The following is a 16,853-nucleotide window of genomic DNA, read 5'->3' on the forward strand; positions in this document are numbered from 1 at the left end:
GGTGTCTAATGTGGAGCGTCGGCTAGCAAGCCGGTCTCGCGCAAGTGATCGAAGATGACCTGGTCGACCGGGGACACGCGGCCCCGGTCGGCGTAGGTCAGCCAGACGATCTCCGCGATCTCGCTGCGGGGAGCCAAGGTGCCGCGATAGTCGGCGGTGTAGCAGGTCATCCGGACGGCGACGCCCGCGGCGTGGCCGTGTGCTTGGGCTTGGAAGGTGCCGAAATGCCGCGCGCTCTCGGGTCTGACGGCGACGGAGAGTTCCTCGTCGATCTCGCGGACGAGAGTCTGGAGATCGGTCTCGCCGGGTTCGCGTTTGCCGCCGGGGAGGTAGTAAACGTCCTTGCCGCGGGAGCGGGTGCTGAGAATCCTGCCCGCGTCGAAGCGGAGCCAAGCGATCTTGTCGATGACGGTCACCGGCAATCCTTCCGTTCGGTGGTGAACGTAGCTGCCTCGGCGGTGCCCGTTCAACCGGATATGCTGGCAGGACAATGGAATCGGCTGTGTCTTCCCTCGGTTGCCGGGTCGGTCGCTGCCCGGTGGTTTTCCTCGATGTCGACGGAACGCTGCTGCCGTTCGGTTCCGCACCAGGTCGCGACGAGGCCAACACCGAAATCGCGCCGCGGCTCGGCCTGCCGCGGCTGCCGGTCGTGCGCTGGCCGGAGCCCTCGGCGGCGGAGGAACGCGAAGATCAGTGGTTCGGCGTGCACTGGAAGACCCGGGCCCTGGGCGGACGGGCGTCCTTTCGTCTGGGCGGACGACGAGATCACCGGCGGCGACCGGGAGTGGGTGCTGGCTCGGCATCCCGGCCGTGCGCTGCTGCACCGCGTCGAGCCGGATCGCGGTCTCGCGGAGGCGGATTTCGCGGTCATCCGCGAATGGCTGAGGACGGCGTGAAAACTTAGGCCAGTCCTCGAGATTCGCCTCCATCGCGAAGAACAGCTTCCGCCAACGCCCGTCGGCACAGGGAGTCCGCTCGACGGGTCGTCTCCGGCAGGCGGTAGCGCGAAGCCAGAGCCAACGTCGCCTCGCACGCCTCGGCCAAGCCGATCCGGTGGCCGACCGAAACGAAGACCGGTTTGACTCCCGTCCGCGTGCGCAGCGCGCGGCCGACAATCTCCGTGCTGTCGAGCAGGGGAGACCAATCGCCGCGCGCGGGGCCGGGTTGGTCGTGTGTGAAAGAGAACGGGGTTTTGGCGACCCCGGCCGTCCGGAGGCCGGTGAGGACGCCGAGGTGGCTGGCCAAACCCAGGCGGCGAGGGTGGGCGATGCCGTAACCGTCGCACAGGACCAGGTCTGGGCGGTGGCGGAGAGCGGCCAAGGCGTCGAGGACCGGCGGGAGTTCGCGGAAGGCGAGCAAACCGGGGAGGTACGGGAAGCGGACTGTCCCGGCCGCGGTCGCTTCCTCCACTGTCTCGAGAGTGGTGAAGTCGAGGAGCACGGCAGCCGCGACGACGACGTCTCGTTCGTCGTCATAGGCGACGTCGACGCCCGCGACCAGCGCGTCGTCGGAGAGGGCTGGGCCGGTCGGGTCCACGAGGGCGCGCAGGCGGTCTTGTTCGGCGAGGGCGTCAGCTTCGGTGGCGGGCCAGGCGGGCATGGGGTTCCTCAGGCGGGGGCCCGGTCGGTGGCACGATCGACCCGGGAAAGGTCAACGCCGACCTTATCAAGCCCACACCCTATCTGTTACGAGAAGATAACGGGTAGTGCTAGGGTGCCCGCAGCTGGATCGGCAATCAGGAGGAGAGCGAAACCATGTCCAGTACTGCCGTGCCGCGGCGACGGTTGCTGTGCGGTTTCCTCTCCGCCACCGCGTTGCTGGCCGCGGGGTGCGGCCAGCCGGGAGTCGTGGCGAAGCCTCCGGCGCGCAGTGCGGAAGCGCCGCTCGCGTTGGTTTACAACGGTCCGCAGGGGTGTGCTGATTGCGGCCCCTCGGTGGCTGATCTGCTGCGCCGGGCGCCGCAGCATTACCGGGTCGAGTACGTCGGGCCGGGCACGGGGAAGCCGCTTACCGCGGCGGTGCTGGCGGAAGCGCAGTTGTACGTCCAGCCCGGCGGCGGCCAGGATCTCGACCGGACCTGGCGGGACCTGGACGAGTCCGCGGACGCGGTCCGCGACTGGGTCCGGAACGGCGGCAACTATCTCGGACTGTGCTTCGGCGGCTACCTGGCGGGCCGCGATCCGGGGTTCGGCCTGCTGCCCGGCGACGCGCACGGGTACGCGGGCACTCCCGGCGCCACGGTTCCGGACGAGCGCGACACCGTCATCGAGGTCAACTGGCGCGGCAAGCCTCGGCATATGTACTTCCAGGACGGGCCCGCGTTCCGGCTCGACGAGGGATCCGGCGCGACGGTGTTGGCGACCTACCCCAACGGTGCCGCCGCGGTGGTCGTCGCCCCGTATGGCAAGGGACGGGTCGGGGTCAGCGGGCCGCATCCGGAAGCCGACGCCTCCTGGTACGACGAGGAGGGGCTCACCAATCCGGACGGCGTCCAGCCGGACCTGGCCTACGATCTGATTCAGGCCACCGTCTCCCGGTAACGAAAGCGGGCGGCTTGTCCGCTGGGCCGCACTTCCGCGGTGCGGCCCGGCAGGCTGCCAACCGTGTCTACAGTGGACTGCGCGCCGAACCGGAGGCGGCCTGGCGTCAGTTCGGCGGCTGCTGAGGCCCCTCGCCCGGGCGGGACTGCGGCTGGGAATAACCGGGCTGCTCCGGTTGCGGGTAGCCGGACTGAGGCGGCTGCGGCTGACCAGCCTGGGACTGGCCCGGATAGCCCGGTTGCGCGTACCCGGTCTGCGGATACGCGGGCTGGCCGTAGCCGGTCTGCGGAGCGAACCCCGGCTGCCCGGCCGCCGGGTACCCGCCCGGCGCGAAACCGGGCTGCGGCGCGCGGTTGCCCTTCACGACCGCGAGCACGACCAGCAGCCACGACAGCACCTCGAGAAGGCTGAGCGGGATGCTCACGGCGAGGATGATCGTCTGCATCTCGTCGCTGCTCAGGTGATCCGACGCCATCCAGGAAGCCACGTTCGACAGCATGAGCTGCCACGCGATGCCCAGCGCCGTGGTGACGAGCATGACCGCGAAGGCGGCCACCATCATCCCGGAGCCGCCCCGCGAGCGCCGGCCGATCGAGAGGATCAGGCCGAACAGCCCGACGATCAGCAGCAATGCCCGCGGGATGATCTCGAGGATCGTGTACGTGAAGGTCGTCATGCCTGCTCTCCGCTCGAGGAAGGTCAGGCAGATCCTAGGGGGTGGCCCGGTCCCGCGTGGCCGGTTCGGCGAGGAGCCCGGTCTCGAAACGGCTTCAGCTCCGGTGCCCGGCGAACCGCTCGTCGACCTCCTCGGCGGTCAGGCCGAAGTCCGCGAGGTCGTAGCGGTGCCGGGGTTTCGCGTCTCCGCTGCGGCTCCGTTCGTGCAGCGTGGCCATCTTCTCACGCGCTTGCGGGGCGAGGTCGAGGCCGAAGTGCTGGTAGACGCCTTCGACGGTGCCGATCGGATCGGCGACGAAGTCCTCGTGCCGGACGTCGCAGAACTGCGCGGGGTCGTGGCGGGCGCGGGCCGCGGCGAACTGTTCCGCGCCGCGGGCCCAGAGGTCGAGTTGACTGCGCCCGACGACCTCACCGCGGAACGTGTCCGACCAGCCTTCCGAAGCCTGTTCGGTCAGGCTGCAGACCGACGCGATGACGGTGCTGGGCGCGCGATGAGTCTGCACGACCAGCGCGTCCGGATAGGCCTCCAGCAGCGCGTCGAGGGCGAACAGGTGGCTCGGGTTCTTGAGGACCCAGCGGCGGCCGGCGTCGGGCAGGCCGATGAGTTGCAGGTTGCGCCGGTGCCGTTGGTAGGCGTCGGTCCAGTCCTGGCCGTCGAGCCAGCGTGAGTAGCCGGGCACGTGCGCGAGGCATTCGTACGAGACGGATTTCAGCGACTGCCGCAGCAGCTGCCAGCATTCCTCGACCTGGTCGGCGGACATGTGGTGCAGGCCCATGAATTCGGGATGCTCGACGTGATGCTGTTCGTATCCAGCCTGGATCGCTTGGAAGACCGGGTTTTCCGGCCACGTCTCGCGCGGCGGGCGCGGTTGCGGCATTTCGGTCAGCCACACTTCGAGGCCCTGGTGTGCCGGGTCTTCGGTCAGCAGCCGGTGCAGCGCCGTGGTGCCGGTGCGCGGCAGGCCGGTGACGAAGATGGGCCGCTCGATGGGTACGTCGGCGTACTGCGGATTCTGCTTCCACGAGGCTTCGCTGAGCAACCGTGCGACCAACGCGCCGCGCAGGAAAGCGCGGTGGACTTTGTTGCCGTACGGGGTCAAATTGGCTTCGTTCGCATAGGAATCGAGCAGGACGCGCAGACCTTCGAGGTATTCGTCGCCGCCGAAATCGTCGAGGCCGGTGATTTTCGTGGCGGACGCGTGGAGGTCTTCGACCGTGCCGACGCTGTCTCGTCCTGGACGCATGCTCTTCCCCTCAGTGGTGGTATTCGCCGGCGTTGACGTCGAGGCATTGCCCGGTGACGCAGCGGGCGAGCGCGGAGGCGAGGAAGACGACGGTGTCGGCGATCTCGTCCGGTTCCGGGAGGCGGCGCAGGTCGATCGTCTCCGCTGTTTCGGCGTATACCTGCTCCGCGGGCACGCCGCGTTCCTTGGCCAGATAGGCGAAGTACCACTTGAGCGAATCCGCCCAGATGTAGCCAGGGGCAACGGAATTGACCCGGATCCCGCGCGGGCCGAGTTCCGACGCGAGGCTCTGCGCGAGCGCGAGCAAACTCGCCTTCGCCATTTTGTACGCGCCGAAGGTGCGCCGGGAATGCCGCAGCACCGCAGAGTTGATCATCACGACCGAACCGGCGCTCTCGGCGAGCGCTGAGGTGCAGAGCCGGGTCAGCCGGAGCGCGGCCAGCACGTTGGTCTCGAACCCGGCGCGCACCGCATCGAGATCGACCTCGGCGAGGTCGGTGATCGGCGGGATTGCGAAAGCGTTGTTCACCAAGGTGTCCAGCCGCCCGAACTCGTTCAGCGCGGTCTCCACGAGCTTGGCCGCCGAAGCGTCGTCGGTGACGTCGGTGGGCACCGGGACGGCGCGGCGGCCGAGCGCTTCGACCTCGGCGGCGACCTCGGCGAGCCGGGACTCGGTGCGGGCCGCGAGGACCACGTCGGCCCCGGCCGCGGCGGAACGGAGGGCGATGGAGCGGCCGAGTCCCGGTCCGATTCCGGACACGAGAACGACTTTGCCGGTCAGGAGGTCCATCGGTTCAGCCCAGCATCCTGGCCGCGACCGCGGCCTGTCGCGCGGCGATCCGCTGCGCCCATTCCTCCGGGGTCACGCGGGCTTCCCGGTGATACGGCAGCCGGTCCGGGAGTTCGCCGAACTTCACGACCTCGACTTCCGGACCGTCCTCTGTGGTCAGTTCCCGGGACAGCCGCTGCCAGCGGATCTGGACGTAGCCGCGGTCGTGCCCGGTGCGTTCGAGCCAGTTCGCGACGCCCGGGTCGCGTTCGCTGATCACGAACCGCATCTTCCCGTCCGGGTCGACCCGGGCCTGGTCGGCGGTGAGGCTGGTCTGGTGGTGCACGTAGTCCAGTGAGACATACCAGGTGCTGCCGAGCTGGATGCCCTGGTACGGCGCGTCCGAACGCGGCACGGTGACGATCATGACCTCGTCGTCGGCGAGTTCGTAATGCCCGGCCGAGGAGTACTGCGTGGGCAGGCCGCCGGGCGTGCTGCGCGGCTCGGTCATCGTGTTCACCGGCAGGTTCAGGTAGAACCACTTCGGGAAGGCGAGGAACGTCCGCAGCCGGCTGAGCAGGATTTTCCCGGTGACGCCGTACCGTTTCTCCATCGCGGTGCGGGTCAGGGCGGGCGGTGCCTCGCCGGTGGTGTCGGCGCAGCGGAGCTGGATCGTGCCGCGCCGTTCAGTCGCCCAGTCGCTGTAGACCTCGCGGACGACGAGCATCGACGAACCGGGTCCGAGCACGAAATAACCAGGCTCGGGATCGGGTTTCGCCGGGCCGAAGCGGATTTCGAAGGAGCCGTCGGCGGCGATCGGGATGTCGCGGTCGTCGAACGCGGTCATGCTGTCGGGCACCTCGACCGGCGTGTAGTCCCCGTTGAGGACCTGGAAGCTGAGGTCGGCGGTGGTCCCGCGGGTTCCGGTGACGACGTATTCGCGGTCCTCGCGGATGTTCGCGTTGAAGTAGAGGGTGTCCGGGTTGTCCAGGCCCATTTTCGTGTACGGGCCGGTGGACAGGGTGAAGTACGGGAAGTCCCGGTCGTAGGCCCACGCGGTCTGGACTGAGGCCCGGATGCTGCCCGCGAGGTAGTCGTAGCCCTCGACCAGGTCCTGTTCCGTCCGGACGTGCGGGGCCTCGGCAATGATCTTTTCGGCTTCGGCGATCGCGCCGGCGAGCGGTTCGGTCAGCACCGGAGACTCCTCACGCTGGTCCAATTCTGTACCGGGGTGGTACGTTCGGTGTCGATCGAGACTAGAACGCGTTCTAAGGACGGGTCAATGGCGGTTGCTCGGCGCTCGCCGCCGACCGAACGGGTCGTGCGGCTGCTGGACTACTTCGCGGCTCGGCCGGGGCAGCGCTTCGGGCTGTCCGCGCTGGCCCGCGAACTGGACTTGAGCAAGCCGACCTGTCTCGGGATCCTCACCGAGCTGACCGCCGGTGGCTACGTGGTCCGCGACCCCCGGACGACGACGTATCGCCTGGGCCCGGCGATGATCGCGGCCGGACGCGCGGCGGGAGAGGGCTTCGGAGCCAGCGAAATCGCCCGCACCCACCTGGAAGAACTCAGCGCGCGGTACGAGGCGACGTGCACCGCGTCGGCGGTGGTCGACGGGCGCATCCTGATGCTGCAGAGCGCCGGACCGGGCAAGGTGCGGCTCGGCGAGACGTATCCGTTCGCGCCGCCGGTCGGGCTGATGTACGTGCTGTGGGACGCCGACTCCGCCTTCGACGCCTGGCTCGCGACGCCGCCCGCGGTGCCGGTCCGGCTGGACGAGGCGTACCTGCGGCGCGTGGTCGCCGAGTGCCGGGAACACGGCTATCTGGTGGAAAGCCTGACGTCAGCGGGACGGCGGCTCTACACGCTGATGGCGGGCGTGGCGGCGGGGGATCTGCCGCCCGAGGTGCGCGGGCTGGTCGGCGAGCTGGTGTCGAGCCTGGGGGAGCGGGTGTACCTCGGCGCGGACCTCGAACCGCGGAAGAAGCACGCGGTCAGCCTGCTCGCCGCCCCGACTTTCGACGCGGCGGGGCGGCAGGAACTGGTGCTGACCCTGTCGGTCGGCGAACCGATCACCGGCGCGGAAATCGCGCGCCGGGGTGCGGCGCTGGCGGCGGTCGCGGACGCGGTGACCGCCGAGGCGGGCGGAGTGCGTCCTGCTCGGGCGTGAAGGAGCATTGCCCGGAACTCCAGCGGTCCCTGACCGCCGTGGTCAGGCTGGCTGGCCCCACATGTTCGCCGTCAGGTTCCACCCCGGCTGGTCCTTCATCGAGACCAGCGTTTCGTACAGCCGCTCGTACCCGGTGCTGCTGATCCGCCACTCGCCGTCCTCGCGCCGGTACGTGTCCTCGTAGTACGCGGCTCCCTCGATCACCACCCGGTGTTCGGCGACGATCACCTTGTCCTGGAACAGCCACCGGCCGGTCGCCGTGTCGCCGTCGATTTCGATGTCCGGGTGGCCGGCGAAGTGCATCGTCGTGATGCCGGGGCCGACGGCGGTGCGCAGGAACTCCATGAGCGCGTCGCGGTTGTCGAAGTTCAGCGGTTCGCCGTAGGACGGCGTGCCGTAGTGCACGCGGGCGTCGGCGGTCAGCGTCTCCGCCATCTCGTCCCAGCGCTTCAGATCGAGGCAGCGGAGGTAGCGGAATTTCACGCGGCGGATTTCTTCGAGTGCGGCGAGGTCCATGCGCTCAGCGTCCTCCGCCGCTTGACCCTGCGCAAGAACCTGTTCTACTTTTTTGTCCTCGAACCCGGAAGGGCGGATCCGATGGCGACCCAGGCAGCCCCGGCCTACGAGCTGAGCCACCTCGGTGCGCTCGAAGCCGAAGCCGTGCACGTCTTCCGCGAGGTCGCGGCGACCTTCGAACGGCCGGTGCTGCTGTTCTCCGGCGGGAAAGACTCGATGGTGATGCTGCACGTCGCGGCGAAAGCGTTCTGGCCCGCGCCGCTGCCGTTCCCGGTCATGCACGTCGACACCGGGCACAATTTCGACGAGGTCATCCGCTTCCGGGACGAAACCGTCGAGCGCTACGGACTGCGGCTGGTGGTCGCGAGCGTCCAGGACGACATCGACGCGGGCCGGAGCGTCGAGGATCCCAAGGCGGGCCGGAACCGGCTCCAGACGGCCACGCTGCTGCGCGGCATCCGCGAGAACGGCTTCGACGCGGTGTTCGGCGGCGCGCGGCGCGACGAGGAGAAAGCCCGCGCCAAGGAACGGGTGTTCAGCTTCCGCGACGAGTTCGGGCAATGGGATCCCCGGCGGCAGCGTCCGGAATTGTGGAATCTCTACAACGGCAGGCATCGCAAAGGCGAGCACATCCGCGTTTTCCCGCTGTCGAACTGGACCGAGCTGGACATCTGGCAGTACGTCGAAGCGGAGGACATCACCCTGCCGTCGCTGTATTACGCGCATCGCCGGCCGGTGGTCCAGCGCGACGGGATGCTGCTCGCGAATACCCGGTTTCTCCCCCTGGCTGAGGGCGAAGTTCCTTACCCTGCAACGGTGCGCTTCCGCACAATCGGCGACGCGACCTGCACCGGCTGCGTCGAGTCGACCGCATCCTCCCCGTCGGACGTGGTGGCCGAGGTCGCCGCGACGCGGGTCACCGAACGCGGCGCGACCCGGGCCGACGACCGGATTTCCGAGGCCGGGATGGAAGACCGCAAAAAGGAAGGCTACTTCTGATGAGCGCCGGGGACCGGGTCACGACCGTGCGGATCGCGACCGCGGGCAGCGTGGACGACGGAAAATCCACCCTGATCGGCCGCTTGCTGTTCGATTCGAAGACAGTCTTCACCGACCAGCTCGAGGCCGTCGAGCGCACGAGCCGGGACCGGGGCGACGCGTATCCGGATCTCGCCCTGCTCACCGACGGCCTGCGCGCGGAACGCGAACAGGGCATCACGATCGACGTCGCGCACCGGTATTTCGCCACGCCCCGCCGGAAGTTCATCATCGCCGACACCCCGGGACACGTGCAGTACACCCGGAACATGGTCACCGGAGCGTCCACTTCGGACGTCGCGCTGATCCTGGTCGACGCGCGCAAGGGCGTGCTCGAACAGTCGCGCCGGCACGCGTTCCTGGCCAGTCTGCTGGGCATCCGGCACCTGGTGGTGTGCGTGAACAAAATGGACCTCGTCGACTGGTCGCAGGAGCGGTTCGAGGAAATCCGCGAAGAATTCCGCCGGTTCGCGATGAAATTGCAGACCCCGGATCTGACGTTCGTGCCGATGTCCGCGCTGCACGGCGACAACGTGGTGCACCGGGGTGCGAGCATGCCTTGGTACGAAGGCACTTCGCTGTTGCACCACCTGGAACAGGTGCACGTCGCGTCCGACCGGAATCTGGTCGACGCGCGTTTTCCGGTGCAATATGTGATTCGCGAGCACAGCCGGGATTTCCGCGGGTACGCCGGGACCGTGGCCGGCGGTGTGTTCAAGCCCGGCGACGAGGTGACCGTGCTGCCGTCCGGGTTCACCACGACGGTGCGCGCGATCTGGGGTCCGGGCGGGGTGGAGGTGAGTGAGGCGTTCGCTTCGCTGGCCGTCACGATCGAGCTTGCCGACGAGCTGGACCTCGGCCGCGGCGACCTGATCTGCCGCCCGGGCAACCGTCCGCACGTGGGCCAGGATGTCGACGCCATGGTGTGCTGGTTCTCCGAGCAGGCCGCGCTCGCCCCGGGTGCGAGCTACCTCGTCCGGCACACCACTCGCGAGACCAAGGCCGAGATTCGCGCGCTCGACTACCGGCTGGACGTCACCACGCTCCACCGTGACGAATCCGCGGAGTCGTTGTCGCTCAATGAAATCGGCCGGGTCCGCCTGCGGACGCGGCAGCCGCTTCTGTTCGATCCCTACCTCCGCAACCGGCCGACCGGCGGTTTCCTCCTGGTCGACGAACACTCCGGCGACACCGTCGGGGCGGGCATGATCACCGGCCCGAGCACGACGGCACCGAACGTGGTCTGGCATCCGGCGGCGGTGTCGCGCGACGAACGCGCGACCCGCGGCCGGACCGTCTGGCTCACCGGGCTGTCCGCGTCGGGCAAGTCGAGCGTGGCCGTGGAGCTGGAGCGTCGGCTGGTCGCCTCAGGCCGCCCCGCCTACCTGCTCGACGGAGACAACCTCCGGCACGGCCTCACCAGCGACCTCGGCTTCGCCCCGGCCGAGCGAGCCGAGAACATCCGCCGCGTCGCTGAGGTCGCCAAGCTGTTCGCGGACGCTGGGGTAGTGGCGGTCGTGTCGTTGATCAGCCCGTACCAGGCCGACCGCGCACTGGCCCGGGCAGTGCACGAAGCCGCGGGTTTGCCGTTCCTGGAGGTTTTCGTCGACACGCCGCTCGAAGTGTGCGAGGACCGCGATCCGAAGGGCATGTACGCCAAGGCGCGCGCGGGCGAAATCACCGGATTCACCGGAGTGGACGCGCCCTACGAACGGCCCGCGTCCCCGGACCTGGTGCTGCGCCCGGAAAACGGCGACCCAGCAGCGATGGCCGCGCTGGTTCTCGCTGCCCTGGAGTGAGGTCGAGGATCGGGCAGGCGTGCCGGACCAGCTGTCGCGCCTGCGCTCCGACCCGAGCCTGAACCTCGCCCGAACGCGCAACCATCATGTCGGCCACGGACCGCGCCACGGCCTGGGCACCCAGACGGCGCGGCTGGAACCGCAGGTCGCGCCGCCAACCGACCGGGGCTCACCAGGAAATTTCCCGGCGAACCCCTCACCAGCCGCTGCGATAGAAACTCCGCGACACGTAACTGCTCGCCTCCCCGGCCCGCTCGGCGCACAGCTCCTCCTTCACCGCCCGCGCCTGCTTGACCAAGGGGTCGTCCCCGGGCGCGAGTGCCAGCAAGTCGATGACATGCAACGCCTCCTGCACCCGTCCCTCCTCGCGCAGCCGTGAGGCGTGGTCGAGCACCGCCTGCTTGTCCGTGATCGCCTCGGCCCGGGCTGCGGCCGCGACGTCCGGGCGGGACGGGTGCAGCGTCGTCGGATTCCCGTCCCACCAGCCGGTTTCCGAGCGGACGATGTCGCGGACAATGTACTCGCGGTGCCCGTAGTGCTCGCGCATCCACGGCACGTCGAACAGCTCGGCCGGATAGCGGAGATCGTGCACGATGTCGTCCGCCCGCTTGCCCTGGTTGAGCCGGTCCACGACCGCACTGCGCAGCCACCGGAGCGCGGCCGCGGTCATGGTGAGCTGCCGGACGGGATTCTCGCGGACTACGGGACCGAACTCCGGCACCAGCACGGCCGGGTTCAGCGCGGCGAGCCGGTCCAAGGTGTCGGCCCAGCGGACGGTGTCGCGCATGGTTCGCATCGGCGTGCCGATGTTGGGGATGCCGTTGATCACCGCGGCACTGCCGTACAGAACCCGCTGGGACGGCAGCCATACGGCGGTCACGTCGTCCGTTTCGGACGGTGCCCACAGCAGCCGGACGTCCGGGGCCAGCGTCATCGCTTCGCGGTAGGTCTGGTCGGGGAAGGTGATCGGCGGCGGAGCCGTCAGGTCGGGCATCGCGCGGCGGAACTGCCGGGTGTTGATGTGGTTCTGCAGCCCGGCCGTCTCCAGATACCGCTGGTAGCGCCGGATGACGTTCTCGTGCGCCACGACGGTCGGGCGGCGTTGGCCGTGCGCGGCGGCGTAGTCGAAGAACCCGGGCACGCCGTAGTTGTAGCCGAGATGTCCGTGGCTGTAGACGATCCACCGCACCGGTTCGCCCAGCTGGTCCAGTACCGGCGCGACGACATCCGGGGACGGCCCGGTGTCGACCACGACGAGGCCCGAAGGCGTTTCCACGGCCAGGCTGTTGCCCTGCAGGCCGATCGTGCGGACGCCGGGCGCGACCTCGGTGATCTCGCCGGTGCCGTAGAGCGGGTTCTTCCGGTCCTGGAACGGCATCAGCCGGTCACCTCGATCCGATCGGTGCGGAGCCCGAGCCGCCGCGCGGTGCGCTCCGGGTTGACGAAGAACACCGCCAGCAAGCCGCCCGCGACGGACAGCAGGCCGCTGATGGTGAAGGCGAGCGTGAAACCGCTGACGGGAGACGACGCGGCCTGGATGAGCCGCCCGGTGAGGTACGGGGCGAGCAGCCCCGCCGTGGTGACCAGGCCGACGGTGATCGACAGCACCGCGCCTCGCTGCCGGGTCGGGCTGATCTCGGCGTTCATCGTGACGCCGAGCGCGAACACCACCCCGCCGAGGCTGAACGCGACGGTCAGCAGCGCGATCTGGAACCAGCCCCCGGTGTGCGGGAACAGCAGCATCGCGAGACCGGAGATCAGCACCGCGACACCGCCCAGCACTCCGCGCGCCACTCGGCTCGACACGCCTCGCCGCATCAGCCGGTCGCTGAGCGCGCCCTGGGCGAGGTTGAACACGACCGACGCGATCCACGGCAGCGCGACCAGCGTCCCGGTGGTCACCGTGCTGTAGTGCAACGCCGACTCGAGGTAATGCGGCACCCACGCAACAAGCACGGACAGCGCCCAGTACGCGGCGAATCCGGCCAGGAACCCGCCGAGCCACGTGCCGTTCAGCAGGATCCGCCGGTAGGGCACGCGTGGTTCGTCCACTTCGGACTTGACCGCGGTCGCGTGCACCGACGCGGTCCCGGCGACCTTCCCCTCCCGCCCGAAGATCGCCCACAGCAGGGACCAGATCAGGCCGACGACGAGCAGCGCGAAGAACGCCCACCGCCAGCCGTAGCCGACGATCAGCGCGGTCAGCAGCGGCGACGCCAAGGCCACGCCGATGCCGGAACCCGCGTTGAGCAACGCGCTGGGCAGCCCGCGTTTCTCGTTGGGGAACCACTTGTACGCCGCGTGCATCGCCAGCGGGTTCGCCGGACCCTCGGCCGCCCCGAGGACGATCCGGCTGACCAGCACCGCGCCGAAGCCGACCGTGCCGAGCATCGGGGCCTGCGTCAGCGCCCAGATCACGCCCAGCACCAGCAGGATCCACCTCGTCGGCACGCGGTTCGACACGAAGCCGACCACGATCGCGGAAATGCTGAACAGGAAGTAGAACCCGCTGCTGATCAGGCCGTACGCCTCGGGCGACAGGCCGAGATCGTGCATCAGCGGTTTCGCGGCGAGGCCGAGCACGGCCTTGTCCGCGAAGTTGATCAGCATGAACACCAGCAGCAGCCCGGTGACGACCCAGCCGCGGGCGCTGGTGCCGCCGGTGCGCCGGCGCGCGGCGGTTTCGGCGGGGAGAGCGGGAGCGTTCATCGTGGAGTCCCCATTTCAACGTCGTTGTCGGACGGGGTGGTGCGGAACGGCCAGCGGGTCAGAAGGCCCACCGGGTGCGGCCCGCGGTGCGGGTGCGCAGCTGCTCGGCGCGGTCGGTGCCGTCGAGCACGGCTTGCGATTCGGCGGCGGCCCACGCGTACACGCCCTTGGCCATCGTCGAAGTCGCGGCTTTTTCCAGTGCGGTGAACACTTCGGCGCGGGCGCTGTGCGCGGTCTCGTCGTCGGGTGCCGCGTCCACGGCGAGCTGGGCGAAGTGCCCGGCCAGCCGGTGTTCGCCGGCGGCGAGCAGTTCCCGCGCCCGCGCGGCCAGCCGGTCGGGGCCGCCGGACAGGTCGGCGAGTTCGCGGGAAAGGTCGGCGCGGCGGGCGGGTTTGAGGTTGGCCGGGTTGCCGTCGTACCAGCCGCCGTAGAGCCGCCAGACGTTGCGGACGACGAATTCCGGCTCGTCGTACGACGGTTTGAGATACGGCTTCGCCAGCAGTTCGGCGGGCGCGGTGACGCCGTGCACGACCTCGTCGAGCGTCGCGCCCGCGTTCATCGCGTCCACGGTCTGGTCGTGCAGGGTTTCGAGGAACTCGGCGGTGTCGGACAGCGCGGTCCGGATCCGGTCGGCGCCGACGATCGGCACGCCGTGGCCGGGCAGCAGCAGTTCCGCGCCCAGTCCGGCCATCCAGCGCAGCGCCTGCGCCCACTCGGCGGCGTAGCGCTGCACCTTCTGCGGATTGCCCGGGTTGGGGGAGGACCAGATGAAGAAGTCGCCGCAGCACAGGATTTTCCGGTCCGGCAGCCACGCGATCGTCGCGTCGTCCGTCTCGCCGCGGCCGTGCTTCAGCCGGACGTCGAGGTCGCCGATCCGCAGCGTCGTGGTGTCGCGGTAGGTGACGTCGGGGTGCCGGTACTGGTCCGGCCAGCGGAAGCCGGGCGACTGGAACTGCCGCTGGTTGATCACCGTGTTGTAGCCGCGGGTGCGCTCGTACCGTTCGAAACGCGGCGGCGTGTTTTCGTGGGCCAGCACGGTGGGGCGACGCCAGCCGCGCTCCTGCGCCTCGAGATCGAACGGGCCGACGCCGAAGACGTGGTCGATGTGCCCGTGCGAGTAGACGGCGGTGTGCAGCGGAGCGTCGGTGCGCGCACGGGTCGCGCCGAACAGGTCTTTCGCGGTGCGGCGTTCGCCGGTGTCGAAGCAGAACAGGCCGTCGTCGGTGGGGAAGAGGAAGACGTTGCCGAACGCCGGCCACATCCAGACGCCCTCGGCCAGCTCGTGCAGACCGTCCTTGCGCAGCGCGCCGGTGTGGTAGACGCGGGTGTCGGCTTCGCCTCGCCAGACTTTGTCGGCATAGTCGAGCAGGTCAGTCACGGGATGCCTCCGGTTCGATTTCGGTGAACAGCGCGTCGACGGCGACCAGGTCGTCGCCCGTGACGCAGAGCGGGTTGAGGTCGGCTTCGGCGAATTCCGGGTGGTCGCCGAGGATGCGGACGAGTCCGTCGATCGCGGCGGCGACGGCGGGGACCGGGGCGGCGAGGACGTCGCCGGCCCAGGCGGCCAGTTCGGCCCGCTGCTCCGGGGTGGCGGGGAGCAGCAGCGCGCGGCGTGGTGCGGCGGGGTCTTCGGCACGGTCGCCGCCAGCGCCGAGGACGATTGCGGTGCCGTACAACGGATCCCGCGTCGCGCCGAGGGCGAGTTCGGCGGTGTGCGGCAGCAGGGGTTGCACCACGAGGGTGCGATCCGGGTCGGTGGAGACCTCGTCCAATCTCGCCTGGAGCGTGTCCAGCACCGCGGGCAGTTCGGCCGCCGTGACGCCGACGCGGACCAGCCCGGCGCGGGCCCGGTGCGGAACGTCAGCGGCGTCGCCCTTGACCACATACGGCCCCGGCCAGCCCTTGCGCTGAACCGCGGCGGCGAGATCGATCCCGGCGACGGTGTCCATATGCGGGATGCCCGCGTCTTCGAGCAGCGGAACAGCCCGCAGCTCAGTCCACACTGGACGGTCGTCGGCCGTGGCGTGGTTCGCGGGCTCCGGCACCCGGTCGGGGACCAGTACCCGGAGCCGACGCACAAGAGCGCCGATGCTGGGCAGTACGGTGTCCGGCCGCCCGACACTCGCCAGCTCGCCGGGCGGCGCGCACGCCCAGACGAACCAGGTCGGCGTCCGCATCGCAGCGGCAGCCGCGGCCAGCCGGTGGTAGGCCTCCCGGAAGCGATCGCCGAACGTCAGATAGAGCACGACGCCGTCCAGCTCCGGGTCTTCGTCGAGCGCGCCCAGGAGATCGCCTACCCGGTCGAGCCAGCGGTCGATGTTGCCGCCGAGGTCGACGGGGTTCTCGTCGGCCGCCTCGACCCCGCCGACTTCCGCGAGCTTCGCGCGGGTCGCGTCGGACAGCGGCGGGATCCGCACGCCCAGCGCGGTCAAGTTGTCGGCGAGGATGCCGCCCGCGCCACCGGACATCGTGAGCACGGCCAACCGCGGAGCCGGCGGCAACGTCGTGCCTTTACGGGCGCAGAGCACCGCGTCCACGAGCTGGTCGTCGTCCGTGACCAGGTGAATGCCTTCCTGGCGACACAGCGAGGCGAGCAGGAAATGGTCCCCGGCGACGGCCGCGGTGTGCGACAACGCGGCCTGTCGTCCGGCGGCGCTGCTGCCCACCGCGAGGGCCACCACGGTCTTGCCCGCTGCTCGCGCCTGACGGCCGAGCGCGCGGAGCCCGTCCGCGTCGCGCACGCCTTCGAGATAGAGCACGAGCACCTCGACGTCGGGCTGGTCGAGCAGATCGCCGCCGATTTCGTGGCTGGACAGACAGGCTTCGTTCCCGACGCTCGCGTAGTAGGAGTAGCCGATCCCGGCCTGTTCGAGCAGGTCAGCGAGCACGAACCCCATCGCGCCGCTCTGCGTGACGATCGCGACCGGACCCGGCGGCACGCGTTCGCGGTCGAGGAAAACCGTCGTCGACAACTGCACGCCGGCCGGATGGCTCACCACGCCGAGGCAGTTCGGTCCGAGCACCGGCAGGTCGCCAGCCGCTTCGCGCAGTTCGTCCTCCAGCGCGGTGTTGCCGCCTTCCGCGAAGCCCGAGGCGAAGACGATGACCGCCCCCGAACCGAGTTCGCGCGCCTCCCGGACCAGGGCGGGAACCGTTTCCGCGGGGGTCGCGAGAACTACGAGGTCGGGGCCGTGCCCGATCTCGGCGAGCGAGCCGACCGTGCGGACGCCGGGCAGGTCGAGCGGGCCGCGGGAGACCGCGTAGACCTCACCGCCGTAGCCGCCGCGCAGCAGCCGGTCCAGCGCGATCCGTCCCCAGGACACCGCGGTGGTCGCGGACACGCCGACCACGGCGACCGACTTCGGGCGGAACAGCGGCTCGCAGCGCATGGGT

15 protein-coding genes are annotated in these 16,853 nt (G+C 69.8%); 4 read left to right on the top strand and 11 right to left on the bottom strand.

Features of this window, described 5'->3' with window-relative positions; genetic code table 11:
• Window positions 1-5: 5 nt before the first annotated feature.
• Together H5411_RS00410 and H5411_RS00415 are read right to left on the bottom strand one after the other, a co-directional pair.
• The gene (locus H5411_RS00410; protein WP_183122586.1) at window positions 6-416 is read right to left on the bottom strand and encodes an NUDIX hydrolase; all 411 of its coding nucleotides are present in this window, start codon (window positions 414-416) and stop codon (window positions 6-8) included.
• Window positions 417-900: 484 nt separating this feature from the next.
• On the bottom strand, window positions 901-1,599 hold the full coding sequence (locus H5411_RS00415; RefSeq protein WP_183122587.1) for an endonuclease V: 699 nt from the start codon (window positions 1,597-1,599) through the stop codon (window positions 901-903).
• A gap of 155 nt (window positions 1,600-1,754) precedes the next feature.
• Here H5411_RS00415 and H5411_RS00420 point away from each other — a divergent pair, with 155 nt between their 5' ends.
• A complete protein-coding gene (locus H5411_RS00420) occupies window positions 1,755-2,540 on the top strand; it encodes a BPL-N domain-containing protein (RefSeq protein ID WP_183122588.1) in 786 nt (261 codons plus the stop codon).
• A 106-nt stretch (window positions 2,541-2,646) separates the two neighbouring features.
• On the opposite strand, the gene H5411_RS00425 is transcribed toward H5411_RS00420, so the two are convergent.
• From H5411_RS00425 to H5411_RS00440, 4 genes are all read right to left on the bottom strand, one after another.
• Window positions 2,647-3,216, bottom strand: a complete 570-nt coding sequence (locus H5411_RS00425; protein ID WP_183122589.1) for a hypothetical protein — start codon at window positions 3,214-3,216, stop codon at window positions 2,647-2,649.
• Window positions 3,217-3,310: 94 nt separating this feature from the next.
• On the bottom strand, window positions 3,311-4,459 hold the full coding sequence (locus H5411_RS00430) for a sulfotransferase family protein (RefSeq protein ID WP_101440395.1): 1,149 nt from the start codon (window positions 4,457-4,459) through the stop codon (window positions 3,311-3,313).
• Window positions 4,460-4,469: 10 nt separating this feature from the next.
• Window positions 4,470-5,249 (bottom strand): SDR family oxidoreductase, encoded by a 780-nt coding sequence (locus H5411_RS00435; RefSeq protein WP_101440394.1) that lies wholly within the window; start codon window positions 5,247-5,249, stop codon window positions 4,470-4,472.
• A 4-nt stretch (window positions 5,250-5,253) separates the two neighbouring features.
• A complete protein-coding gene (locus tag H5411_RS00440) occupies window positions 5,254-6,423 on the bottom strand; it encodes a DUF1214 domain-containing protein (protein ID WP_101440393.1) in 1,170 nt (389 codons plus the stop codon).
• Between the two features lie 87 nt (window positions 6,424-6,510).
• Here H5411_RS00440 and H5411_RS00445 point away from each other — a divergent pair, with 87 nt between their 5' ends.
• On the top strand, window positions 6,511-7,398 hold the full coding sequence (locus tag H5411_RS00445; RefSeq protein WP_101440392.1) for a helix-turn-helix domain-containing protein: 888 nt from the start codon (window positions 6,511-6,513) through the stop codon (window positions 7,396-7,398).
• A gap of 42 nt (window positions 7,399-7,440) precedes the next feature.
• Here H5411_RS00445 and H5411_RS00450 read toward each other — a convergent pair whose 3' ends face one another.
• Window positions 7,441-7,914: a nuclear transport factor 2 family protein gene (locus tag H5411_RS00450; protein ID WP_101440391.1), complete on the bottom strand. Its 474-nt coding sequence runs from the start codon at window positions 7,912-7,914 to the stop codon at window positions 7,441-7,443.
• 81 nt (window positions 7,915-7,995) lie between these two features.
• Here H5411_RS00450 and cysD point away from each other — a divergent pair, with 81 nt between their 5' ends.
• A complete protein-coding gene (gene cysD / locus H5411_RS00455; protein ID WP_101440390.1) occupies window positions 7,996-8,913 on the top strand; it encodes a sulfate adenylyltransferase subunit CysD in 918 nt (305 codons plus the stop codon).
• Window positions 8,913-10,751, top strand: a complete 1,839-nt coding sequence (cysC, locus tag H5411_RS00460) for an adenylyl-sulfate kinase (protein WP_183122590.1) — start codon at window positions 8,913-8,915, stop codon at window positions 10,749-10,751. The genes cysD and cysC overlap by 1 nt, the downstream gene beginning before the upstream one ends.
• A 196-nt stretch (window positions 10,752-10,947) precedes the next feature.
• On the opposite strand, the gene H5411_RS00465 is transcribed toward cysC, so the two are convergent.
• The 4 genes from H5411_RS00465 to H5411_RS00480 are packed head-to-tail and all read right to left on the bottom strand — an operon-like array spanning window position 10,948 to window position 16,849.
• Entirely contained in the window at window positions 10,948-12,129 is a 1,182-nt protein-coding gene (locus H5411_RS00465) for an alkyl sulfatase dimerization domain-containing protein (protein ID WP_183122591.1), read from the bottom strand.
• Window positions 12,129-13,460, bottom strand: coding sequence for an MFS transporter (locus H5411_RS00470; RefSeq protein ID WP_183122592.1), 1,332 nt, complete (start codon window positions 13,458-13,460; stop codon window positions 12,129-12,131). The genes H5411_RS00465 and H5411_RS00470 overlap by 1 nt, the downstream gene beginning before the upstream one ends.
• Before the next feature lie 58 nt (window positions 13,461-13,518).
• A complete protein-coding gene (locus tag H5411_RS00475; protein ID WP_183122593.1) occupies window positions 13,519-14,838 on the bottom strand; it encodes an alkyl sulfatase dimerization domain-containing protein in 1,320 nt (439 codons plus the stop codon).
• Window positions 14,831-16,849 (bottom strand): acetate--CoA ligase family protein, encoded by a 2,019-nt coding sequence (locus H5411_RS00480; RefSeq protein WP_183122594.1) that lies wholly within the window; start codon window positions 16,847-16,849, stop codon window positions 14,831-14,833. The genes H5411_RS00475 and H5411_RS00480 overlap by 8 nt, the downstream gene beginning before the upstream one ends.
• Window positions 16,850-16,853 lie beyond the last annotated feature (4 nt).

It is taken from the genome of Amycolatopsis echigonensis, from assembly GCF_014174495.1.
Classification (GTDB): domain Bacteria; phylum Actinomycetota; class Actinomycetes; order Mycobacteriales; family Pseudonocardiaceae; genus Amycolatopsis; species Amycolatopsis echigonensis.

Excerpts from the sequence above, each read along its gene's own strand:
- H5411_RS00415 (WP_183122587.1), bottom strand. The coding sequence starts at position 1,599 with ATGCCCGCCTGGCCCGCCACCGAAGCTGACGCCCTCGCCGAACAAGAC.
- H5411_RS00420 (WP_183122588.1), top strand. The coding sequence starts at position 1,755 with ATGTCCAGTACTGCCGTGCCGCGGCGACGGTTGCTGTGCGGTTTCCTC.
- H5411_RS00425 (WP_183122589.1), bottom strand. The coding sequence starts at position 3,216 with ATGACGACCTTCACGTACACGATCCTCGAGATCATCCCGCGGGCATTG.
- H5411_RS00430 (WP_101440395.1), bottom strand. The coding sequence starts at position 4,459 with ATGCGTCCAGGACGAGACAGCGTCGGCACGGTCGAAGACCTCCACGCG.
- H5411_RS00435 (WP_101440394.1), bottom strand. The coding sequence starts at position 5,249 with ATGGACCTCCTGACCGGCAAAGTCGTTCTCGTGTCCGGAATCGGACCG.
- H5411_RS00445 (WP_101440392.1), top strand. The coding sequence starts at position 6,511 with ATGGCGGTTGCTCGGCGCTCGCCGCCGACCGAACGGGTCGTGCGGCTG.
- H5411_RS00450 (WP_101440391.1), bottom strand. The coding sequence starts at position 7,914 with ATGGACCTCGCCGCACTCGAAGAAATCCGCCGCGTGAAATTCCGCTAC.
- cysD (WP_101440390.1), top strand. The coding sequence starts at position 7,996 with ATGGCGACCCAGGCAGCCCCGGCCTACGAGCTGAGCCACCTCGGTGCG.
- cysC (WP_183122590.1), top strand. The coding sequence starts at position 8,913 with ATGAGCGCCGGGGACCGGGTCACGACCGTGCGGATCGCGACCGCGGGC.
- H5411_RS00465 (WP_183122591.1), bottom strand. The coding sequence starts at position 12,129 with ATGCCGTTCCAGGACCGGAAGAACCCGCTCTACGGCACCGGCGAGATC.
- H5411_RS00470 (WP_183122592.1), bottom strand. The coding sequence starts at position 13,460 with ATGAACGCTCCCGCTCTCCCCGCCGAAACCGCCGCGCGCCGGCGCACC.
- H5411_RS00480 (WP_183122594.1), bottom strand. The coding sequence starts at position 16,849 with ATGCGCTGCGAGCCGCTGTTCCGCCCGAAGTCGGTCGCCGTGGTCGGC.